Consider the following 20,292-nt stretch of genomic DNA (forward strand, 5'->3'; position numbering starts at 1 on the left):
CCGGCGCCGCGGGTGGTTCAAAACGCCTGTGGATCGTTCAATTCAAGGAGCAGCATCATGTCTTTGCAGCATGTGGTCGTCATCGGCGGTTCTTCCGGCATCGGCCTCGCCACGGCGAAATTACTTTTGATACAGGGATATACGGTCACCATTGCAGGCCGCGACGGCGAAAAACTTGCCGCGGCGAAGGCATCGCTCGATGGCGATCTGCGCAGCCTCGTGCTTGATGCGGCGGACCTTTCCGCACTCGGGGAGGCTTTTGCCGGGATCGGCGCATTCGGTCATCTCGTGCTGGCGATGGGCAGCGGTCACGGCGCCGGAGCTTTTGCGACGCTCGACATGACGGACCTGCTTGCCGGCTTCCAGACCAAGCTCATTCCGCATGCAGCAGCAGCCCAGGCGGCATTGCCGCTGCTGCAGCCGGGCGGCAGCATCACCTTCGTTTCGGCGGTCAGCGCGCAGGCTGCGATGCCTGGCACGGCTGGGCTTGCGGCCGTCAATGCCGGCATCGAGGCGATGGTGCCGGTGCTTGCCGCCGAATTGAAGCCGCTGCGCGTCAACGGCGTTTCCCCCGGGGTCGTCGATACGCCGTGGTGGAGTTTCCTGCCGCCCGAGCAGCGCGGCAGCGTCTTTGCGGATTTCGCCGGCCGCACGCCGGTCGGCCGTGTCGGCCGGCCGGAGGATATCGCGCAGGTGATTGCCTTCCTGATTGGAAACGGCTTCATGAGCGGCCATGTCGTCACCTGCGACGGCGGCATCCGTCTCGGCGCCTGAGGCAGGTTTCCGGCGATGCTGAGGACAAAATTATGCAGCAGTTCAACGTGCTACAGCGTCGTTTGCGCGTCTGAAAAGGCACGCGGCGCTGCAGGCGCCAACGACGGCGCGGTTGCGACCGTCCGATCGCGTGAGGTGGCGGCAAGCCTCTCTTCGGCCTTGCGGGCGATCGCCTGCAGGTCGCGCGGCTTGCCTGATATCTTCTCCATGGCGGCGATGGCGACATCGGTTGCGAGATAATCCGGCTTGTGGCCGACGCCGCTGACGGTGATGAGTTCGGAGCCTGATATATCGCGGGCAAGGCCGCGCGAGTGCAAGTGTTCCCAGACGATCTCGTCGCTGTCGCCTGTTATGATGACGGTTGGCGCGGTGATCTGCGAATAGAGCAGCGACTGCTCCTTCACATAGGCGAGCAGCCTTTTGAAATCGGCGGCGTTGTTATGGAAAGCGTTGGGTCGCAGCACCAGCGACGGCCCCGTTTTTTCGATGTAGTCGGCCGGGCGCGGATTGGGACGGAACACATTCAGTGTGCCGCGCTCCAGCCGGCTCAGACCGAGAGGCACGACGATTGCGTGGTTGAAGAGCCAGCCGACGATCGGCACGGTTGCCACATGATAGTACCAGTCGATGCCGCCCGGCCATGGATGGGTGGCGGGCGCGAGGAAGAGCAAGCCGGCAGTCTTATCAGGATGGCGCAGGCCGAAGGCGGCGGTGATCGCGCCGCCGAAGGAATGGCCGACGATAACAGCCTTCTCGATGCCGCGCTTCTGCATCAGTCTGGCGATCGCATCGGCCTGGCCGGAGGGGACGGCGTTCTCAGGGCCGCCGCGCTCGGAATAGCCATGACCGGGGCGATCGACGAACAGCATTTCCGCCCGGCCTTCGAGTGCGGCGCGGAAGGCAACGACCTGGTCGAGCAAATTGCCGCTGGCGCCGTGAATGAAGACCAGTGCCGGCAGATCAGCATTTTCGGGACGCTCGATGTGGACGGCATTCATGCAGTAGCCGCCGACATCCGTCAGTTCGCCGATATTCGGATAGGCGTGTTCGAATTGCCGCGCCTTATAAGTGGAGTAGCCGATGGCGGCGGCGAGCGGGGCGAGAAGAGCGGAAACTTCTGCAAGCATGATCTCAACGAGCGATAATTGCGGGACGACCTGCTGGCGGACAACCGCCATATCGTTCCCTCCATATGCTAAAATTGCGCGGCGCGATCCGACGTCAAGATATCAGACCAGGAATCAGGTGCGGTTGCCGGCGAGTTTTTCCGCAAGCGTGTTGGCCTGTTCCTGCGCAGTGCGTTCGGCGGGATAGACGTCGAGGAAACGCTCCCAAGCCTTCAAGGTCAGCTGGTCGTTGCCGGAATTGCTGAGGATCGCCGCCATGCCGGAGAGCGCGCCGAAATGGCGCGGCTCGAGATCGAGCACACGTTCGATGTCGGACATCGACTTGCGATAATTGCCCATGACGAAATTCAGCGTGGCGCGGCGGTTCCAGCTTTCGGCATAATCGGGCTTCAGCGCGATCGCCTCATCGAGGAAATCGAGGGCCGCGGGATTGCGCTTTTCCTCGATCGCCTTGTCGGCCCACTGCATCAGCAGATTGACGGTGGCGCTACCGGAATCGTTCCATTCCATGCGGATTTCATTGGCGATGTCGCTGGCCTTTTCGGGATCGCGTTCACGCTTCAGCTGGCTGAAGAGCTGGTCGAGGTGCTGCTTTGGCGAACTGTTGGTATCCGCCTGCTCGACGATAACGTCCTTTTTCGCGGCGGCAGCCGGCTTTTCCGCGGCGGCAGCCGGAAAGGAGGAGGTGAGCAAAATGAAGGCGAGCGGCAGCGCCGCTGATGTCAAAGCAAAAAAGCGCATGGCGGACATATTAGCCCGCCAGCGCCGAAGATCAAACAAATTTGACGTGATCACCGCAGCGACCAACCGGATATATCTGCCGGCGCAAGCTCACGCGGCAGGGCGATCCGGACGCGCGAAATCAGCCCTGACGAGCCTTGAAGCGCGGGTTCAGCTTGTTGATGATGTAGATGCGGCCCTTGCGGCGAACCAGACGGTTGTCACGGTGACGAGCCTTGAGCGACTTGAGCGAATTCTTGATCTTCATTTTTCTGATCCGCGATCTCTATGGGGGAATTCACATTCGCCCGTATCTTTAACAATCAAAAGCGCGCCATCGGGCGCGCTGTTTAGGTGGGGGAGCAGATACCCCGTCACCTTTTGCGTGTCAACCACATGAAGGTGTTTTTCCCAAGGCGCAGGGGTGTTTTCTCAGGCCAAAACCGGCGATTTCGGCGTCAAGGTGGTGACATGGCCCATCTTGCGGCCGGGGCGCCACTCGGTCTTGCCATAGAGATGAACCAGCGTATCGGGGCGCCGCAGCCAGTCGGGAACGGCAAGAATATCGTCGCCGATCAGGTTCTGCAGTATGCAGTCTGAGTGGCGCTCGGCACTGCCAAGCGGCAGGCCGGCGACGGCGCGGACATGCTGCTCGAACTGGCTGACGACGCAGGCGGCTTCCGTCCAGTGACCGGAGTTGTGGACACGCGGCGCCATCTCGTTGGCGATCAGGCCGCCATCGGCAAGCACGAAGAATTCGATGCCGATGACGCCGACATAGTTCAATGCAGCAAGGATCTTTTCGGCCGATTGGCGCGCGGCGTCCGCCGTCGATGCAGAGATCGCGGCGGGAACCGTCGAGGTGTGAAGGATACCGTCGCGGTGCACATTCTCGGCGGGATCGAAGCAGACGACCGTGCCGTCGGTGGCGCGCGCGGCGATGATCGAGATCTCGCGCTCGAAGGCGACGAAGCTTTCGAGGATGAGCGGCACGCCGCCGAGTGCGGCATAGGCGCCATCCGGGCTGTCGGCAGCCGAGCGGAAAACCGTCTGGCCCTTGCCGTCATAACCGAGACGGCGGGTCTTCAGCACGCCCTGGCCGCCGAAATCCTTAAGCGCGGTCTCAAGATCGGCCTGGCTGTCGATCGCGTGGAAGCGGGCGGTTGATATGCCGCAGTCATTGAGAAATCGCTTTTCGACGAGGCGGTCCTGGGCGGCTTCCAGCGCCTTCGGTGGCGGGAAGACGGATACGCTCGCCGACAGCCTTTCAGCGGCTGCGACGGGCACGTTCTCGAATTCGTAAGTGACAACGTCGCAAATATCGGCGAGTTCGGCCAGTGCCGCCGGATCGTCGTAGGCGGCGGTAATCTGCCGGTTGGAGAGCTGGGCGGCCGGGCAGTCCGCCTGCGGCTCGAGAATGACCGTGCGAAAATTCAATCGGGCGGCGGCAATCGCCAGCATGCGGCCGAGCTGGCCGCCGCCGATAATGCCGATCGTTCTTGCCGTCATAGGTTATCCATCGGGTATTCGGCGACGGCAGCACTCTGGCGCTCGCGCCATTCGTCGAGCCGGTCGGCGATTTCTTCGTCGGAAAGGGCAAGCACGGCGGCGGCGAGAAGCGCGGCGTTGACCGCGCCGGCCTTGCCGATGGAAAGCGTGCCCACAGGAATACCGGCCGGCATCTGCACGATGGAAAGAAGACTGTCTTGGCCGGACAGGGCTTTCGACTGGACCGGCACGCCGAAAACCGGCAGCGGTGTCATCGCGGCGGTCATGCCCGGCAGGTGGGCGGCGCCGCCGGCGCCGGCGATGATGACCTTGAAGCCCTCCGCGCGTGCGCCCTTGGCGAAATTGACCAGCCGGTCCACTGTGCGGTGCGCCGATATGATGCGCGCGTCATAGGGAATTTCCAGCGCCTCCAGCGTGTCGGCGGCGTTTTTCATGGTCTCCCAGTCGGACTGGCTGCCCATGATGATGGCGACGGGTGGTCTGTCTGTCATCGTTGCTGCTATTCCCTCTCAGGCGATGATGTCAGGGATGATCTGATCTTCCAGCTTGGAGAGCCTGTCCTTGATGACAAGTTTTTTCTTTTTCATTCGCTGGATTCGCAGAGCATCGCATCCGGTCTGGATCATGGCGTTGATCGCGGCATCGAAATCCTCGTGCTCCTGACGCAGGCGCGCCACCGTGAGCCTGATTTCCGCCTGTTCCTGATCGGCCATATGCATTCCCCGTTACCGTCCCTGGATCTTGTCCGATCTGGCGATGATTTCCGCAAGCTCCTATCACCAAATACGGGTAACGGCTAGTTAGTCTTGATCATGAAATTGCCATCCAGTCTCCATCTTTTGGCCTTCGACAAGCCTTCAAAAATATGTCACAGTCCGGCCGTTGACACCTTGATCCCCGACGATGTTGGCCGGGGAGGGTAAGAGGAAGGAAGGGTCATATGACTGTTCAAGCTCATCTTGAGTCACTCCAGAAAAAGCATGTCGCTCTCGAGGAGGAGTTGCACGCGCTCAGAACATCTCCCTCTATTTCCGATACGGAACTTGCCGAGTGCAAGCGCCGCAAGCTGCGCATCAAGGACGAGATTCAGCGACTTAAGTCATCCGTCCACTAATCTTCCCAAGGGTCGCCGGGCGATCATCTTGCGCAACAGGTAATTCCATCCATTCCGCCAAGAATTAGCAAGAACCGGTGATTTGACACCAGATTTGCGCCAGTCCGATGCATCCGGCATCGCGGCTGGCGCTTTTGGATCCGCCACGTCTCACATCGCATTCTTATGATTCACATCGTATCCCAGATCTTATGGGAACATGCATCAGGCCCAGAACTGATCCAGCCATAAATTGAGCTTGTCGAAGCCGCGGTTGTTGACCGTATAGATGCGTTTGGTGCCTTCCGAGGTCACGGAGACGAGATTGCTGTCGAGCAGCGCCTTCAGGTGCTGTGAAACAGCTGGACGGCTGATCGGCAGGCCTTCGGCAAGCTCATTGACCGTCCGTGGCGCGCGACGCAATTCCTCCAGCAGAAACCGCCGGTTCGGATCGGCAATTGCAGAGAAAGGGTCCGTGTTCGACATGGCGGGAACGCTACGTCAAACCGGCCGCGCCAGCAAGGAAATTGTGCATTGCAGCGTGCCGCGCTTTAGGTCTTTGTTTTTACGCATGTCGTTAGCGCAAAACCGCCGCACACTTGCGCGACATGCTTTAGCGGTTTCTACCAGCCAAGGCCCTCGCGCACGATCAGGAAGGCGGCGATCAGCGCCATCGCATACATGAAGGGATAGAAGATCTGTGGCTTCATGCGGCGGACGCACCAGGCGCCGGCAATGGTGGCAAGCGGGGCAAAGGGCAGAAGCGTCGCGGAGGTCGCAAGATTCTGGGTGTCGAGCTGGCCGAGCGCGAAATAGGGGATCAGCTTGATGGCGTTGAGGATCGCGAAGAAGCGCACGCTGGTGCCGGTATATTCGCGTGGCTGCAATTTGAGCGGCAGGGCATAGATCTGGAAGGGCGCACCGCCCGCATGAGCAACGAAGCTGCCGTAACCGGAAAATGTCCCCCAGAGGCTGGCGGCCACCGGTCGCTGGCCGCGCGGTGGGATCACCTTGCCGGCGCCCGGGCCGAAATTGTTCCAGAAATAGCGCAGGCAGAAGAGGATGGTCACCGCGCCGATGACGATGCGCAGCATGTTGCCCGGAACCAGCGCCGAGGTCGCCCAGCCCAGCGCAATGCCGAAGACGGCGCCCGGCAGCATGATCTTCAGCGTCGCCCAGTCGCCATGCTTGCGCCAGATGACGAGCGAGATCATGTCCATGAAGACCAGAATCGGCAGCAGGATGGCGGCCGCCTCGACCGGCGAGACGACGAGGGCAAGGAAGGGCAAGCCGATCAGCGACAAAGCGTCGCCCATGCCGCCTTTTGCGAGGCCTACCAGCAGAACGGCGGGCACGGCGGCGTAGTAGAATGACAAATCCTGCGGCATGCTTTCGACGTCCTCCTCTTGCAAGCCTCGTCTAACGGAACTACTCACACAAAACGAGTGCGGATCCCTCATTTCGAAGGGGAATTCGCAGGAAACGGAAAGACCTCATGACCGAACCGGAAAACCGCTGCCGCCTTGTGCTCATCGTACCTGATATCGCCGATGCCGATGAACAGGCAAAGGTCGTCGCCGACGCGCTGAAGGGCGGCGATGTCGCTTCGGTGATCGTGCCGCAATATGGGCTTGACGACGGCACCTTCCAGAAACATGCCGAAAAGCTGGTGCCGCTGATTCAGGATGCTGGAGCAGCCGCGCTCATTGCAGGCGACAGCCGTGTCGCAGGCCGCGCGAAAGCCGACGGCTTGCACATTTCCGGCAATGTAGCGGCGCTTTCGGAAGCGATCGACAAACACGCGCCGAAGCTGATCATCGGCGGCGGCAACGCGGCCGACCGGCACCATGCGTTGGAGATCGGCGAAGCCAGGCCGGACTATATCTTCTTCGGCAAGCTCGATGGCGACATCAAGCCGGAGGCGCATCCGAAGAACCTTGCGCTCGGCGAATGGTGGGCCTCGATGATCGAGATCCCCTGCATCGTCATGGGTGGCACCGATCCGGCCTCGGCGCTCGCCGTCGCCGAGACCGGAGCGGAGTTCGTGGCGCTGCGGCTGGCGGTCTTCGGTGAGCCCGCCCGGGCGCCGTCTCTCGTCGCCGAGATCAATGCGTTGCTTGACGAAAAAGCGCCACGGTTTGAGGATTGAAATCGCGCTCATGCCGATCCCACCCGTCCGCCTTTTGAAATATCTCCTTGCCAGCATGGCTGTTCTCGTTGCGGCCGGACCGGATGTCGTCTTGGCGCAGGCGCCGGACAGCGTCATCAGCCAACCGGGAACGGCGCCGGCTTCGACCTTCCGCACCGACCGGCCTTCCGCCTCGGGCGCGGGGCCCTCCGATGGCGTCGGCGTATTCGATCGCATGGGCGCGAAGCTGCCGGATCTGCCGCCGGAGAAGGATTACAAGGGGCCGATCGACGAGGCTTACGGCGCCTTCCAGCGCGGTTATTACCTGACGGCAATGGACAAGGCGCTACCGCGCGCCCAACTCGGTGATCCGGCGGCGCAGACGCTGATCGGCGAAATCCTCTCGCAAGGCCTCGGCGTCAAGAAGGACGTGAAGAATGCTGCCTTCTGGTACGGCAAGGCGGCAGAAGGTGGCGATGCGGCGGCGATGTTCAAATATGCGCTGATCCTGATGGAAGGCGAGGGCGTGCCGCGTGACAAGGTCAAGGCCGACGACTACATGCGCAAGGCGGCCGAGGCCGGCAATCCTTCGGCGGAATTCAACTGGGCGCAGCTTCTCATTGCCGACAATCCCGGCGACAAGGGACTGAAGCTCGCACTGCCGTTCTACGAGAAATCGGCCGAACAGGGCATTGCCGATTCGCAATATGCCGTGGCGCAGATCTATGCGACGCTGAAAGACCTGCCGGAGGAAAAGAAGAAGCTCGCCCGCGAGTGGATGGTACGCGCGGCGCGCGCCGGCTTCGACACGGCCCAACTCGATCTCGGCATCTGGCTGGTCAACGGCGTCGGCGGGCCGAAGGATTACGTCAAGGGCTTCGAATGGCTGAAACTTGCCGCCAATGGCGGCAATGTCGCCGCGCAGAACAAGCTCGCCCATCTCTATATCAATGCCATCGGCACGGCGCCCGATCCGATCGAGGCGGCGAAGTGGTACGTGCTGTCGCGCCGGGCCGGGCTCGCCGATCCGGCGCTCGAGGATTTCTATCTCGGCATCGAGGAGGATCAGCAGAAGGCGGCGATCGAGGCTGCCAACAAATTCCGGCGGCGATAGCGGCCGCTTGGCGATCCGGCCGACGACAGGCGGACGGCCCACTGCGCAATTCCTTAAATCGGGATCGATTTAAGGACAAAATTATGCGTCAGTTCAAAGTGTTACAGCGTCCTTTGCGCGTCTGAAGAGACGCGCGGCGCGCCGTAGCCTTCCAACCTAAAAAAGCGCGTCGGCGAAAAGGTCTTCATCGTTTTCGGCTTTGGCGGCCTCGGCGGGGGCGGGAGTATTGCCCTCGCTTGCCGGGATGATATCGCGATGAATGTTGCGCTCCTGGACCATCGTATAGTGCTTGAAGATCTTGCGGTCGAGCGGCGCGATCATCTCGGCGAGATCGGAAATATCGGCGACATCGGTGCCGGCGACGCCTTCGAGCAGATCGGCGCAGCCGGCAAGGACTTCGCCGAGGTCATGCTGGAAATCGAGCTTGCCGATCAGCAGGCTGATTTTGGTGGCGACCTCGCGACCATTCTCGGCGAGCACCTTCAGCTCGTTTTCCATCAGGTTGGCTGCAGAGCGGATGTTGCCGACGGCCGATGTCAGGCTCTCTCCCAGATTGCCGACTCCGGCATCGGCGGCGGGAGCGACGCGCCCGGCCGCGGCTTCGAGCGCCGGCAGGCCATTGACGATGGCGTCGGCGGAATCGTCGAGCTTGCCGGCGAAGATGCGCAGCTCGGCGGTGACGACGTTGATCGATCTGCCTTCTTCACCGAGGCGGCTGCAGCGCAGGTTGGTATTCAAAGCCATATAGTGAATGTCGGTCTTGACGGCGCGGATGTTGCCGATCGCTTCGGAGAGCTTGGTGGCCGTGCCGATCGTCGACTGGCTCACTTGGTCGGCCTGGCGGCTTGCCGTGTCGACCTGCTTGACGATTTCGTGGGCGGCCGAAACGCTGGATTCCAGCGCGCGCATGAAGTTGCCGCCGGCCTCACCGCTCTCACCGCTCATCTGATCGCGCAGCTTGAGGATCTCCCGCATGTCGTGGTCGAAACTCGCGATCGTCTTGACGACGTTTTCAGAATCCCGCTGGAAATTTGCGCACATGTCGCTCATCTGCGCTGCGGTCAGATGGTGAATGACGTTCTGGAGGCGCCGGCGCGCGCCGGCGTCGAGCTTTACGCCATCCTCGCCAGCAAAGAAATCTTCAAGCAACGAAAAAGTGGCCTGTACATGCTCGATGCGCTGGCGGGTGATATCGCCGATCTGCAGGGCAGACAGCGTCGAGGCGACCTTGCTCTGCACGGCGCGGGCAATCGCGCCGACCTCGCGGGCGATGACCCCGAGATCCTTGCGGTGTTCGGCGATCTTGGCGGCGTCATCACGCAGGGCCCCGGCGACGGCCGGAACGGTATCGGCATAACCCTTGGAAACGCTGGCACCAAAGGAGGCGGCGAGCTTGACCTCCTTATCGAGACTGTCGAGATGTGCGGCGAAACGGTTGACCTCATCGGTGCCGGAATAGATACGCTCCAGAATCTCCTGGGCGAAGCCGGCGAATTCGGCAATGCCGGCACCGGTGATCTTCACGGTCACCGCGAAGGTTCTGAGATAACGCATCGTCTCCTGCATGTCAGCGACATGCTTGCGCAGCTCGCTGCCGGTATGCGCCAGCGAGACGAGCGCCTGCTGGCGGCTTTCCTCGGTCATCGGCAGCGCCGTCAGGCTCGCCACCGTGGCCCTGAGATCGGCGCCCGTGTCGCTCGCCTCTTTGTTGTCGAGCGCCCTGGTGACGCTCTCGAGCGAATTCAGCAAGCGGTTGAGGACATCCATAACCGACAGCAGCACGGTGCCGCCTTCGAGGAAACGTTCCTCGACCTGGCCGCGGGCGGATTCCAGCGTCTGGCTGATGTCCCGCCCTGATGTGTAGGCTGCAGCGTTCGGCGATACCAGAGCGTGTGCCACTTTTTTACCTTTTGTTAAAATTCAGGCAATTCCACTCTATTTTTACGGGCAGGATGGAAACGTCCGGTAAACGCGCCGGACTCGCAAGCGTTGTGATTAACGAAAGATGTTGATGGCGTGTCGGTGAAAGCCCAACGCTCGATTTGATGATTCAACATATTGTTTTTATTTTATTTATTTCTAAATTTTGAGAGAAAAATACAACTTATCCCGGATGAGAATTGGGAGTCGCCGGACTCGTTATACGGCAGTTTCCTACAACCGCTGTTTACCCCGCATTAACGCTGCCGTGAGAGTCCTTTTAGGGTCATCAAGTATTTCTCTGGCCCAGGAGGCTGCATTGGATACTCAGAAGCAATATTACGAATCTATAAATTTGCCGAACGTACTCAGCATTCGTAACATGTCCGAACTATATTCCAAGCTTAACGACGAATTTCATAGCCGTGATACAATCATCATCAGCATTCCAGATGGCGCAGAAGCGGATCTGAGTTTCATTCAACTCATCGAATCCTCACGCCGCCAAGCAAAGATTGAGAGAAAGACGTTCGAGCTCTCTTTGCCGGCCAGCGGCTCTGTCCTGAAAGTACTTGAGCGCGCAGGTTTCATCGAATCCTTCGATCGCGAAGACGCAAAGTTCTGGTTGCATAAAGAGGTGACGTTATGAGTGCAAATATCCTGACTGTCGACGATTCCGCCAGCATTCGTCTGACCACCAAGGTCACGCTGACCAATGCCGGCTATCGCGTCACCGAGGCGATCAACGGGGCGGAGGGCCTCGCGACGGCGAAGGGCAGCAGCTTCGATCTGATCGTGACCGATCTGAACATGCCTGTCATGGACGGGCTGACGATGATCGAGGAACTGCGCAAGCTGCCGGCGCAGGCCGGCGTTCCGATCATCTTCCTGACGACGGAATCGGACGCCGATCTCAAGGCGCGCGCCAAGGCCGCCGGCGCGACGGGCTGGCTGACCAAGCCGTTCGACCCGGAAAGCCTGGTGAAGATCGTGAAGAAGGTCCTTGGACGATGAGTACGCTCGATCCCGTCGCCGTATTCCGCACGGAGGCTGCCGAATGCCTCGAAGCGATCGAGGCCGGTCTTCTCGACCTCACTCACCAGCTCGACAACAAGGATCTCGTCGACGCCGTGTTCCGCGGGCTCCACACGCTCAAGGGCTCTGGCGCGATGTTTGGTTTCGAGGCGCTCGCCGCCTTCACCCATCATTGCGAAACAGCCTTCGACCGCGTCCGCAAGGGCGAGGTCGCGGCGACCAGCGAACTCGTCGCCGCCGTCCTTGCCGCTCAGGACCATATGCGTGCTCTCGTCGACCAGCCGGACGCCGATCATGGCGATATTGGGCATAAGCTTCTGGCGCAGTTGCAGGCCGCCGTCGGCGGCAAGGCAGCGGTGCCGGCCGCTGTTCCGGCACCCGCAGCCGTGCGCGAGACACCGGCGAAGAAGAAGAACAGCTGGCGCATCCGCTTCAGCCTTCCCGCCAATTCGATGGCCAACGGCACCAACCCGCTCGGTCTGCTGGACGAGCTGCGTGATCTCGGCGAATGCACCGTGCGCGCCAATACCTCGGCCATTCCGGCGCTTGACGAGCTCACTCCGACGGATCTCCATATTTCCTGGGACGTGACGCTGACTAGCGAGCAAGACCGTTCGGCGATCGACGACGTCTTCATCTTCGTGCTCGATGACATGGAACTCAGTGTTGAGGAGATCGACGGGCCGACAGCGGCAGCCGTCGCTCCGGCCGATGAAAAGGCAGCCCCTGCGCCTGTCGCCGCGGCATCGGCGGCGCCCGTTCCGCCGGCGGCCGTCCCGGAATTCCGTCCTGTCGAGGCGGTTCCGGCCAAGCGCGAGGCGCCTGCCGCCGTCAGCCAGGCGAAGGCGGCCGAGAATGTCCGCGTTCCGGCCGAGCGTCTCGACGAGTTGATGGATCGCGTCGGCGAGCTCGTCATCGCGCAATCGCGCCTCAGCCAGCTCGCCAGCGCCAGCACCGATATCGCGCTACGCTCCGTTTCGGAAGAAATCGAACGCCTCTCCGGCGAATTGCGCGACACGATGATGGTGTTGCGCATGGTGCCGGTCGCCACCCTGTTCTCCCGTTTCCGCCGCCTCGTCCATGATCTCGCCCGCGAGACCGGCAAGGTGATCGAACTGGTGACGGAGGGCGAGAGCACCGAAGTCGACAAGACGGTCATCGAGCGTCTGGCCGATCCGCTGGTGCATCTGGTGCGCAACTCGATCGATCACGGCCTTGAAACGCCTGCCGATCGCCTTGCCTCCGGCAAGATCGAAGCCGGCACGGTAACGCTTTTGGCCCGCCAGGCCGGCGGCGAGGTGATCATCTCGATCAAGGACGACGGCCGGGGCATCAATCGTGAACGGGTTCGCGCCAAGGCGGAATCCTCCGGTCTCATCCAGCCCGGCCAGCCGCTTTCCGACTCCGAGCTGCTGCAGCTGATCTTCGCCCCTGGTTTCTCGACGGCTGCCGCGATCACCAACCTGTCCGGCCGCGGGGTCGGCATGGACGTGGTGAAGAAGACGGTCGAAGCGCTCCGCGGCGCGATCGATATCGTCAGCGTGCCGGGACAGGGTTCGGAAGTGTCGCTGCGCATCCCGCTGACGCTCGCCATCATCGACGGGCTGCTGGTACGCGTCGGTTCCGGCCGCTACGTCATCCCGCTCTCGGCGGTCGAGGAATGCCTCGAACTGTCGCTCGAGGAAGATCTCCGCTCGCGCGGCCGCAGCTTCATCTCGCTGCGCGACAGCCTGGTGCCGTTCCTGCGCCTGCGCGATCTCTTCCGCACCGGCACCAAGCCCGACGTGCACCAGAAGGTCGTCGTCATATCCACAGGCATGGAGCGCGTCGGTCTCGTCGTCGACCAGATCATCGGCGACCACCAGACGGTCATCAAGTCGATGTCGAAACTGCACAATAACGTTGCGACCTTCTCGGGCGCGACCATTCTCGGCGACGGCAGCGTCGCGCTTATTCTCGACGTCGGGCACCTGGTTGCCGCGAGTCAGCAACAGGAGGCGCAATTGCGTGTAGCAGGATGAGTGCAACAGCAGCAGCCGAACGATTCGACAATCACTGGAGCTATGCCGAGGAAGTCGAGGTCCTGACCTTCGATCTCAACGGCGAAACCTTTGCGCTGGAAGCCGTCATCGTCCAGGAAATCCTGGATCTGCTTCCCGAGACCGCGGTGCCGGGCAGCCAGCCCTTCGTCGCCAGCGTCATCAATTTTCGCGGCAAGGTCATTCCGCTCGCCGATCTGCGTCTCGCCTTCGGGATGGAAGCAGCGGAGGCGACGATCGACAGCCGCATTATCGTCATCGAGATCGATCTGCAGGGCGAGCAGACGCTCGTCGGCCTCAGAACCGACAAGGTGAACGAGGTGACGACACTTGCAAAGTCCGCGAGCGAGGCGCCGCCGAGCATCGGCATGCGCTGGCGTGCCGACTACATCAACTGTCTGGTGAAGAGGGGCGGAGAATTCATCATTCTCCCTAATCTGCAGGCGATTTTTTCATCGAGGCACAATGCGGCAGGAGCCGCCAGCTGATGTCGGCTGAGTTCAAGTTGGAGTTAGACCGATGCGATTGACAATCAAGACAAAACTGGTGACCGCGTTCACCTTCATCATCCTCATGCTCATGGGCACCGCTGCCTACGGCATCGTCAGCCTTGGATCGCTGAACGACACGATTGGCAACCTCCTCGCCGGTCCGGCAGCCCGTCTCGACCTCGCCCAGCAAATCAACATTGCCCAGCTCGAGGCCATCCGCCAGCAGAAGAACCTGCTCACCGCCCGGACTGCCGACGAAACGGCGGCTGCGATCGCCAAGGGCAATCAGGCCCGCAAGGACTTTAACGATGCCTTCGGCCAGGTGCTGGCGCTGGCAACGGAAGAAGGCAAGGCGCGCTGGGCACGCATCGCCGAACTTTCCAAGACCTTCAATGCGGCTGACGATCAGATCCGCGACCATGTGAAGGCCGGCAATGCCGAAGGCGCAAATACCATTTCCGTGACGGCTGCGCGGGCCGCTGCCAACGATATCGACTCGACGCTTGGCGAAATCCTGGCACTTGAAAAGCAGCGCATGAAGGCTGCCGACGATAGCGCCGAAGCGCAGTATGCGGCCACACGCATGATGATGATGGTGGTGGCAGCCGTTGCCCTGTTGGTTGCGGCCATTACTGCCTTCTGGATCGCCAGCACGATCAGCAGGGGCCTCAGCCGGGCCAACACCGTGGTTCGCGAAGTGTCGGAAGGCGATCTGACGAAAATGGCCGACATCACCAGCCGGGACGAAATCGGCGAGCTTCTGGGTAACGTCAACACGATGATCGAACGCCTGCGCGGCGTCGTCGCCGACGCACTATCGGCCGCCGACAATGTCTCATCCGGCAGCCAGGAACTTTCGGCGAGTTCGGAACAGGTATCGCAGGGCGCAACCGAACAGGCCGCTTCGGCCGAGGAGGCTTCTGCCTCGATGGAGCAGATGGCCGCCAACATCAAGCAGAACGCCGATAACGCTGCCCAGACCGAAAAGATCGCCCGCCAGTCGGCCAAGGACGCGGAGATGAGCGGTGAAGCGGTGACGCGTGCGGTCGACGCCATGCGCACGATCGCCCAGAAGATCGGTATCGTCCAGGAGATCGCCCGCCAGACCGATCTGTTGGCTCTCAACGCTGCCGTTGAAGCCGCTCGTGCGGGTGAACACGGCAAGGGATTTGCGGTGGTTGCCTCCGAGGTACGCAAGCTTGCCGAACGCAGCCAGTCGGCGGCTGCCGAAATCAGCTCGATGTCGAGCGACACGGTCAAAGCTGCCGCCGAAGCCGGCGACATGCTCGGCCGGCTGGTGCCCGATATCCGCAAGACGGCGGAACTGGTCTCCGAGATCAGTGCGGCCTGCCGTGAACAGGATATCGGCGCCTCGCAGATCAACGAGGCGATCCAACAGCTCGACAAGGTGACGCAACAGAATGCCGGTGCTTCGGAGCAGATGTCGGCAACCTCCGAGGAACTCGCCTCCCAGGCGGAGGAACTGCAGACCTCGATCGCCTTCTTCAAGGTCGATACGGCAAGTAGCGCGCGGCCTGCTGCCCACAAGACCCAGCCAAAGGCTTCGGCCAAGGTGCTCAAGGCCCCGGACGCTGTCCGCAAACCCGCCCCGCAGGCCCACAGCCAGGGCCGTGGCCAGACGGTTTCGGCTCAGCAGCAGCGTCTCAAAGGCTTTGCTCTCGATATGTCGATGGGCGGTCCAGATGACAGCGACGACGATTTCAGGGAGAGCGCATAGGGCTTCCCGTTCGCTCTTGTCGCGGGCCAGCCAGTGCGCCCGCGACGCATGCTTCCGGCGCTTGTGGGTGCCGGCACGGAGATCCGTGAACATGTCGTCGCCTGCCGGAACGTTTTGCTGCATGACGCCGCATCAAGGAATAGCCGGTTCAAACTTATTACGTCGCTCTCACAAAGGATATTGAGATGCGTATCACGATCAAGCTTAAGCTCGCGGCCGCGTTCGGCTTCGTCATTTTGTTGCTGGTGGGCAGCGCGGTGTATGGGATCATCAGCCTCAGCTCGCTGAACGATGCTGTCGGCAACCTTGTCGCGGGTCCTGCAAAAAGCCTGGAACTCGCCCTGGAAGCAAAAGCTGCGGAGCTCAATGCCATTCGCTGGCAGAAGAATGCCCTCCTGGAAATGGATCCTGAGGTGGCCGGGAAGAATTATCAGAACTCGGCGAAGAGCATGGATGAAATGCTCAGCTTCGCGACGGCCGGCGAACTGCTCGCAACGGCTGACGGCAAGCCCACCTGGGACAGGCTGATCGAACTGGCCAGACGTTTCACCGAAGGCTCTCACAAAGTCGCCTCCATCCAGGAAAGTGGTGACAGGGCAGCGGCCAATGCCCTGTCGTCAGGAGAGGTTCGCGCCATCGTTACGGAACTGGAAGACGTCTTTGCGTCGCTCGTTACGCAGCAGCAGAAGTCGATGGCACAGGCCGACGACGACACCGAAACCCTTTATGGCTCCACCAGGAACCTGCTGATTGGCATCGCTATCGGCGCTTCCGTCATCGCTTTTGCCGCCGCATTGTGGATCGCGCTCGGCATCAACAGCGGCCTGCGCAAGATCATGAACGTTGCCGGCGCTGTTGCCGTTGGCGACCTGAACCAGAAGATCGAGATCAAGAGCAATGACGAGATCAAGGATCTCGTGAACACGATCAACATGATGACGGATAATCTTCGCAACACTGCGGAGATTGCCAATCAGATCTCAAACGGCGACCTGACGGTGTCTCCAAAGCCGCTCTCCGACAAGGACGCGTTGGGCATTGCGCTCGAACAGATGGTCGAGCGCCTGCGCGGCGTCGTCTCCGACGCGGCCGCTGCCGCAGAAAATGTCTCGGCCGGCAGCCAGGAGCTGTCGTCGAGCTCCGAGCAGGTGTCGCAGGGCGCCACCGAACAGGCGGCGTCAGCCGAAGAGGCGTCCGCCTCGATGGAAGAGATGGCCTCCAACATCAAGCAGAACGCCGATAACGCCGCTCAGACGGAGAAGATCGCCCGCCAGTCGGCCAAGGACGCGGAGATGAGCGGTGAAGCGGTGACGCGCGCCGTCGACGCCATGCGCACGATCGCCCAGAAGATCGGCATCGTCCAGGAGATCGCCCGCCAGACCGATCTCTTGGCGCTCAACGCCGCTGTGGAAGCAGCGCGCGCCGGAGAGCACGGCAAGGGGTTTGCGGTCGTCGCCTCGGAGGTGCGCAAGCTTGCCGAACGCAGTCAGTCGGCCGCTGCCGAAATCAGCGCGATGTCGGGCGATACGGTCAAGGCCGCTCAGGAAGCCGGCGACATGCTCGGCCGGCTGGTGCCCGATATCCGCAAGACGGCGGAATTGGTCTCCGAGATCAGTGCGGCCTGCCGCGAACAGGATGTCGGTGCTTCACAGATCAATGAAGCGATCCAGCAGCTCGACAAGGTGACGCAACAGAATGCCGGTGCTTCCGAACAGATGTCGGCGACCTCGGAAGAGCTCGCGACCCAAGCGGAAGAACTGCAGGCCTCGATCGCCTTCTTCAAGGTCGATACGGCAAGCCATCGCCAGCATCGCGTGCCGGCCGCCAAGGTCACGGTGCGTAGCGCGGCTCCCGCCGGCCGCAAGCCTATCTCCAAGAAGCCGGCTGCCAATAGCGTCGCCGGCCAGCAGGCGCGGGCGAAAGGTTTCGCTCTCGATCTCTCCATGGGCGGTCCCGATGATGGGGACGCCGAGTTCAAGGAAAGCGCATGATCATGGCCACGACATCTCTGGAAGCGCAATTCGTGACCTTCAGCCTCGGCGAGGAGATTTTCGCCGTGCCGGTTGAGGTGGTGCGGGAGATCCTCGACTATGCAGAAGCTTTCAAGATTCCGAATGGTCCCGACTATCTGCTCGGTCTGCGCGACGTGCGCGGGCAGGGCGTGCCGACGATCGATCTTCGCTTGAAGCTCGGCATGACGAAGACCGTGCCGACGCCGCACACGCGCGTGCTCGTCCTCGACGTGCCGCTGGAAAGCCGGCTCCTGACCCTTGGCCTCGTTGCCGACCGCGTCTTCGAGGTCACGCCATTCCGGCGCGAGCAGATCGAGGCGGCGCCTGATATCGGCGTGCGTTGGCGCTCGGACTATATCGCCGGCGTCGTTCGTCGTGAAAACGGCTTCGTCGTCATCATCGATCTCGCACGGTTGCTGTCGCGCGAGGACGCCTCGGCACTGCAATCAGCGGCCTGACCGCATCAACTCGGAGTACTGCGTTCTATGAGCATGGCAGCGGTGGAAACCCAATTGCCGGGCGACCGGATCAGCAAGCGCAATTTCGATAAGCTTGCCCGGTTCATCTACGATTATAGCGGCATCAAGATGCCGTCGACCAAGCTGACGATGCTTGAAGGGCGGCTGAGGCGCCGCCTTCGCGCAACCAACCATGCGACCTTCGACGATTATTGCGACTTCCTCTTCAATCATGACGGCCTCGACCAGGAAACCGTCTACCTGATCGACGTGGTGACGACCAACAAGACCGACTTCTTCCGCGAAGCCAAACATTTCGACTATCTGCAGACTGTCGCGCTGCCAACGATCGCCAACAGCGGCGTTCGGATCATCCGCACCTGGAGTTCGGCCTGCTCGACGGGAGCCGAGCCCTATACGATGGCGATGGTATTGGCGGAATTCGCTGAAAGCCGCAATAACGTCTCCTACAGCGTGCTGGCCACCGACCTTTCCACCGATGTGCTGCAGACGGCGCGCCGGGGCATCTATCCGGAAGATCTGATCGCGCCGGTGCCTCGCGACCTGCAGCGCAAATATGTGCTGACGGCCAAGCAGCCGGATCGGCGGGAGGTGCGCATCACGCCGAAACTGCGCAGCAAGGTGGGCTTTGCCCGGATGAACCTGATGGACGAGAAATACCCGATCGGCGAGTTGATGAACGTCATCTTCTGCCGCAACGTGCTAATCTACTTTGACAAGCAGACTCAGGCCGGTGTTCTCAACCGCCTCTGTGCCTGCCTGGCGAAGGGCGGCTACATGTTCATCGGCCATTCTGAATCGATCACCGGCTTCGATCTGCCGTTGAAACAGGTCTCGAATACGGTGTTTCAGCGTATCTAAAGCGCATCACGTTATCCCAAAACCGCTGCGCACTTCTGGACGGCATGCATTAGGGGCATTCATGGCTAAGAAAATCCGCGTCCTTATCATCGACGATTCCGCGAGCATCCGCCAGACGCTGACCCATGTGCTGGAGCAGGATCCCGATATCGAGATCATGGCGGTCGCATCCGACCCCTTCATGGCGGCGCGGAAGCTGCAGGAAGAGATCCCGGATGTCATTACGCTCGACGTGGAGATGCCGCGCATGGATGGCATCACCTTCCTGCGCAAGTTGATGGCGCAGCGGCCGATCCCTGTCGTGATGTGCTCGTCGCTGACGGAGGCGGGTTCGGAAACGCTGCTCCAGGCGCTGGAGGCTGGCGCCGTCGACGTTATCCTGAAATCGAAGATCGGCGCCGCCGACAGCCTTTCCGACGACGCGATGCGCATTCGCGAAGTCGTCAAGAGCGCTTCGCATGCACGGCTTTCCAACGTCCGCCGCGCCGCCGGAACTATCCGCTCCGCTTCGGCGGAGGGGCCGGCCAAGAAACTGACGGCGGATGTGATGCTGCCGCCACCGACGGGGCGGGCCATGGCGAAGACGACGGAGATGGTCGTCTGCGTCGGCGCCTCCACCGGCGGCACCGAAGCACTGCGCGAGTTCCTGGAGGAACTGCCGGCCAATGCGCCTGGCATGGTGATCGTCCAGCATATGCCGGAGAAATTCACCGCAGCCTTCGCCAAGCGGCTGAACGGGCTCTGTGAGGTCGAGGTCAAGGAAGCCGTCGATGGCGATCCGGTGCTGCGCGGTCATGTGCTGATCGCGCCTGGTGACAAACATATGCTGCTAGAGCGCCAGGGTGCGCGCTACTATGTGAGTGTGAAGAACGGGCCACTGGTGTCGCGCCACCGGCCTTCGGTCGACGTGCTCTTCCGCTCGGCGGCGCGCTCGGCCGGCTCGAACGCCATGGGCATCATCATGACCGGCATGGGCGACGACGGCGCGCGCGGCATGCTGGAAATGCATCAGGCCGGCGCCTACACGGTGGCGCAGGACGAGGCGAGTTCCGTTGTTTTCGGCATGCCGAAGGAGGCGATCGCCAAAGGCGGCGTCGGCCGTGTCCTGCCGCTCGATCAGATCGCTCGCGAAGTGCTGATGACGCAACAGAAGTTCTGAGATCGATTTCGACGAAACGGAGCATAGCCGCCGGATTCCGGCACCGCAGGGCAGCCATGCATGGCTCCCCTTGAAATTTCCGCGATTTTGTGG

General features: G+C 61.5%; 22 protein-coding genes. 13 read left to right on the top strand and 9 right to left on the bottom strand.

Annotated features, from left to right (window positions below):
• Nucleotides 1-57 precede the first annotated feature (57 nt).
• Nucleotides 58-774 carry an SDR family oxidoreductase gene (locus HFO99_RS14600; RefSeq protein WP_222361940.1) on the top strand — a complete coding sequence of 239 codons (717 nt, stop codon included), beginning with the start codon at nucleotides 58-60 and terminating at the stop codon, nucleotides 772-774.
• Between the two features lie 50 nt (nucleotides 775-824).
• Here the strand turns inward: HFO99_RS14600 and HFO99_RS14605 are convergent, their stop codons facing one another.
• The 6 genes from HFO99_RS14605 to HFO99_RS14630 form a co-directional block, all read right to left on the bottom strand.
• Nucleotides 825-1,901, bottom strand: coding sequence for an alpha/beta fold hydrolase (locus tag HFO99_RS14605; protein WP_222362083.1), 1,077 nt, complete (start codon nucleotides 1,899-1,901; stop codon nucleotides 825-827).
• A gap of 114 nt (nucleotides 1,902-2,015) precedes the next feature.
• Nucleotides 2,016-2,651 carry a hypothetical protein gene (locus HFO99_RS14610; RefSeq protein ID WP_222361942.1) on the bottom strand — a complete coding sequence of 212 codons (636 nt, stop codon included), beginning with the start codon at nucleotides 2,649-2,651 and terminating at the stop codon, nucleotides 2,016-2,018.
• Between the two features lie 112 nt (nucleotides 2,652-2,763).
• Nucleotides 2,764-2,889 carry a type B 50S ribosomal protein L36 gene (gene ykgO, locus HFO99_RS14615; RefSeq protein WP_003566454.1) on the bottom strand — a complete coding sequence of 42 codons (126 nt, stop codon included), beginning with the start codon at nucleotides 2,887-2,889 and terminating at the stop codon, nucleotides 2,764-2,766.
• 164 nt (nucleotides 2,890-3,053) lie between these two features.
• The gene (locus HFO99_RS14620; RefSeq protein WP_222361944.1) at nucleotides 3,054-4,130 is read right to left on the bottom strand and encodes a 5-(carboxyamino)imidazole ribonucleotide synthase; all 1,077 of its coding nucleotides are present in this window, start codon (nucleotides 4,128-4,130) and stop codon (nucleotides 3,054-3,056) included.
• Entirely contained in the window at nucleotides 4,127-4,621 is a 495-nt protein-coding gene (gene purE, locus HFO99_RS14625; RefSeq protein ID WP_222361946.1) for a 5-(carboxyamino)imidazole ribonucleotide mutase, read from the bottom strand. Before purE ends, HFO99_RS14620 begins: the two co-directional genes overlap by 4 nt.
• Before the next feature lie 18 nt (nucleotides 4,622-4,639).
• A complete protein-coding gene (locus tag HFO99_RS14630) occupies nucleotides 4,640-4,843 on the bottom strand; it encodes a YdcH family protein (RefSeq protein WP_017968168.1) in 204 nt (67 codons plus the stop codon).
• Nucleotides 4,844-5,070: 227 nt separating this feature from the next.
• Between HFO99_RS14630 and HFO99_RS14635 the strand changes: the two genes are divergently transcribed.
• Nucleotides 5,071-5,244, top strand: coding sequence for a YdcH family protein (locus HFO99_RS14635; protein ID WP_003542831.1), 174 nt, complete (start codon nucleotides 5,071-5,073; stop codon nucleotides 5,242-5,244).
• Between the two features lie 204 nt (nucleotides 5,245-5,448).
• Here HFO99_RS14635 and HFO99_RS14640 read toward each other — a convergent pair whose 3' ends face one another.
• Both HFO99_RS14640 and HFO99_RS14645 read right to left on the bottom strand, forming a co-directional pair.
• Nucleotides 5,449-5,709: an ArsR/SmtB family transcription factor gene (locus HFO99_RS14640; protein ID WP_003542830.1), complete on the bottom strand. Its 261-nt coding sequence runs from the start codon at nucleotides 5,707-5,709 to the stop codon at nucleotides 5,449-5,451.
• A gap of 137 nt (nucleotides 5,710-5,846) precedes the next feature.
• The gene (locus tag HFO99_RS14645; protein WP_064249487.1) at nucleotides 5,847-6,611 is read right to left on the bottom strand and encodes a sulfite exporter TauE/SafE family protein; all 765 of its coding nucleotides are present in this window, start codon (nucleotides 6,609-6,611) and stop codon (nucleotides 5,847-5,849) included.
• Nucleotides 6,612-6,718: 107 nt separating this feature from the next.
• On the opposite strand from HFO99_RS14645, the gene HFO99_RS14650 reads away from it, so the two are divergent.
• Both HFO99_RS14650 and HFO99_RS14655 read left to right on the top strand, forming a co-directional pair.
• Nucleotides 6,719-7,372, top strand: coding sequence for a thiamine phosphate synthase (locus HFO99_RS14650; protein ID WP_164578633.1), 654 nt, complete (start codon nucleotides 6,719-6,721; stop codon nucleotides 7,370-7,372).
• 10 nt (nucleotides 7,373-7,382) lie between these two features.
• Nucleotides 7,383-8,465, top strand: coding sequence for a tetratricopeptide repeat protein (locus tag HFO99_RS14655; RefSeq protein ID WP_222361948.1), 1,083 nt, complete (start codon nucleotides 7,383-7,385; stop codon nucleotides 8,463-8,465).
• A gap of 156 nt (nucleotides 8,466-8,621) precedes the next feature.
• Here HFO99_RS14655 and HFO99_RS14660 read toward each other — a convergent pair whose 3' ends face one another.
• A complete protein-coding gene (locus tag HFO99_RS14660) occupies nucleotides 8,622-10,364 on the bottom strand; it encodes a chemotaxis protein (RefSeq protein WP_222361950.1) in 1,743 nt (580 codons plus the stop codon).
• 340 nt (nucleotides 10,365-10,704) lie between these two features.
• Between HFO99_RS14660 and HFO99_RS14665 the strand changes: the two genes are divergently transcribed.
• The 9 genes from HFO99_RS14665 (at nucleotide 10,705) to HFO99_RS14705 (ending at nucleotide 20,199) form a co-directional block, all read left to right on the top strand.
• Nucleotides 10,705-11,034: an STAS domain-containing protein gene (locus HFO99_RS14665; protein WP_222361952.1), complete on the top strand. Its 330-nt coding sequence runs from the start codon at nucleotides 10,705-10,707 to the stop codon at nucleotides 11,032-11,034.
• Nucleotides 11,031-11,399, top strand: coding sequence for a response regulator (locus tag HFO99_RS14670; RefSeq protein ID WP_222334200.1), 369 nt, complete (start codon nucleotides 11,031-11,033; stop codon nucleotides 11,397-11,399). The genes HFO99_RS14665 and HFO99_RS14670 overlap by 4 nt, the downstream gene beginning before the upstream one ends.
• Nucleotides 11,396-13,441: a chemotaxis protein CheA gene (locus tag HFO99_RS14675; protein WP_222361954.1), complete on the top strand. Its 2,046-nt coding sequence runs from the start codon at nucleotides 11,396-11,398 to the stop codon at nucleotides 13,439-13,441. The genes HFO99_RS14670 and HFO99_RS14675 overlap by 4 nt, the downstream gene beginning before the upstream one ends.
• Complete coding sequence (locus HFO99_RS14680; protein ID WP_064249493.1) at nucleotides 13,438-13,947, top strand: chemotaxis protein CheW; 510 nt, start codon at nucleotides 13,438-13,440, stop codon at nucleotides 13,945-13,947. Before HFO99_RS14675 ends, HFO99_RS14680 begins: the two co-directional genes overlap by 4 nt.
• A 31-nt stretch (nucleotides 13,948-13,978) precedes the next feature.
• Nucleotides 13,979-15,688, top strand: a complete 1,710-nt coding sequence (locus tag HFO99_RS14685; RefSeq protein WP_222361955.1) for a methyl-accepting chemotaxis protein — start codon at nucleotides 13,979-13,981, stop codon at nucleotides 15,686-15,688.
• A gap of 185 nt (nucleotides 15,689-15,873) precedes the next feature.
• Entirely contained in the window at nucleotides 15,874-17,679 is a 1,806-nt protein-coding gene (locus tag HFO99_RS14690; protein ID WP_222361957.1) for a methyl-accepting chemotaxis protein, read from the top strand.
• Nucleotides 17,676-18,158 carry a chemotaxis protein CheW gene (locus HFO99_RS14695; protein WP_222361959.1) on the top strand — a complete coding sequence of 161 codons (483 nt, stop codon included), beginning with the start codon at nucleotides 17,676-17,678 and terminating at the stop codon, nucleotides 18,156-18,158. Before HFO99_RS14690 ends, HFO99_RS14695 begins: the two co-directional genes overlap by 4 nt.
• Before the next feature lie 27 nt (nucleotides 18,159-18,185).
• Complete coding sequence (locus HFO99_RS14700) at nucleotides 18,186-19,040, top strand: CheR family methyltransferase (RefSeq protein WP_222361961.1); 855 nt, start codon at nucleotides 18,186-18,188, stop codon at nucleotides 19,038-19,040.
• Between the two features lie 61 nt (nucleotides 19,041-19,101).
• Complete coding sequence (locus HFO99_RS14705; RefSeq protein WP_222334211.1) at nucleotides 19,102-20,199, top strand: chemotaxis response regulator protein-glutamate methylesterase; 1,098 nt, start codon at nucleotides 19,102-19,104, stop codon at nucleotides 20,197-20,199.
• Nucleotides 20,200-20,292 lie beyond the last annotated feature (93 nt).

This window comes from Rhizobium leguminosarum (assembly GCF_019798305.1).
In the GTDB taxonomy this organism is placed as follows: Bacteria; Pseudomonadota; Alphaproteobacteria; order Rhizobiales; family Rhizobiaceae; genus Rhizobium; species Rhizobium leguminosarum_U.

What these genes read in the sequence shown, in the direction of transcription:
- HFO99_RS14690 (WP_222361957.1), top strand. Translation starts at nt 15,874, where the DNA reads ATGCGTATCACGATCAAGCTTAAGCTCGCGGCCGCGTTCGGCTTCGTC.
- purE (WP_222361946.1), bottom strand. Translation starts at nt 4,621, where the DNA reads ATGACAGACAGACCACCCGTCGCCATCATCATGGGCAGCCAGTCCGAC.
- HFO99_RS14645 (WP_064249487.1), bottom strand. Translation starts at nt 6,611, where the DNA reads ATGCCGCAGGATTTGTCATTCTACTACGCCGCCGTGCCCGCCGTTCTG.
- ykgO (WP_003566454.1), bottom strand. Translation starts at nt 2,889, where the DNA reads ATGAAGATCAAGAATTCGCTCAAGTCGCTCAAGGCTCGTCACCGTGAC.
- HFO99_RS14620 (WP_222361944.1), bottom strand. Translation starts at nt 4,130, where the DNA reads ATGACGGCAAGAACGATCGGCATTATCGGCGGCGGCCAGCTCGGCCGC.
- HFO99_RS14650 (WP_164578633.1), top strand. Translation starts at nt 6,719, where the DNA reads ATGACCGAACCGGAAAACCGCTGCCGCCTTGTGCTCATCGTACCTGAT.
- HFO99_RS14700 (WP_222361961.1), top strand. Translation starts at nt 18,186, where the DNA reads ATGAGCATGGCAGCGGTGGAAACCCAATTGCCGGGCGACCGGATCAGC.
- HFO99_RS14635 (WP_003542831.1), top strand. Translation starts at nt 5,071, where the DNA reads ATGACTGTTCAAGCTCATCTTGAGTCACTCCAGAAAAAGCATGTCGCT.
- HFO99_RS14605 (WP_222362083.1), bottom strand. Translation starts at nt 1,901, where the DNA reads ATGCTTGCAGAAGTTTCCGCTCTTCTCGCCCCGCTCGCCGCCGCCATC.
- HFO99_RS14705 (WP_222334211.1), top strand. Translation starts at nt 19,102, where the DNA reads ATGGCTAAGAAAATCCGCGTCCTTATCATCGACGATTCCGCGAGCATC.
- HFO99_RS14675 (WP_222361954.1), top strand. Translation starts at nt 11,396, where the DNA reads ATGAGTACGCTCGATCCCGTCGCCGTATTCCGCACGGAGGCTGCCGAA.
- HFO99_RS14600 (WP_222361940.1), top strand. Translation starts at nt 58, where the DNA reads ATGTCTTTGCAGCATGTGGTCGTCATCGGCGGTTCTTCCGGCATCGGC.
- HFO99_RS14680 (WP_064249493.1), top strand. Translation starts at nt 13,438, where the DNA reads ATGAGTGCAACAGCAGCAGCCGAACGATTCGACAATCACTGGAGCTAT.
- HFO99_RS14670 (WP_222334200.1), top strand. Translation starts at nt 11,031, where the DNA reads ATGAGTGCAAATATCCTGACTGTCGACGATTCCGCCAGCATTCGTCTG.
- HFO99_RS14630 (WP_017968168.1), bottom strand. Translation starts at nt 4,843, where the DNA reads ATGGCCGATCAGGAACAGGCGGAAATCAGGCTCACGGTGGCGCGCCTG.
- HFO99_RS14685 (WP_222361955.1), top strand. Translation starts at nt 13,979, where the DNA reads ATGCGATTGACAATCAAGACAAAACTGGTGACCGCGTTCACCTTCATC.
- HFO99_RS14695 (WP_222361959.1), top strand. Translation starts at nt 17,676, where the DNA reads ATGATCATGGCCACGACATCTCTGGAAGCGCAATTCGTGACCTTCAGC.
- HFO99_RS14640 (WP_003542830.1), bottom strand. Translation starts at nt 5,709, where the DNA reads ATGTCGAACACGGACCCTTTCTCTGCAATTGCCGATCCGAACCGGCGG.
- HFO99_RS14610 (WP_222361942.1), bottom strand. Translation starts at nt 2,651, where the DNA reads ATGTCCGCCATGCGCTTTTTTGCTTTGACATCAGCGGCGCTGCCGCTC.
- HFO99_RS14655 (WP_222361948.1), top strand. Translation starts at nt 7,383, where the DNA reads ATGCCGATCCCACCCGTCCGCCTTTTGAAATATCTCCTTGCCAGCATG.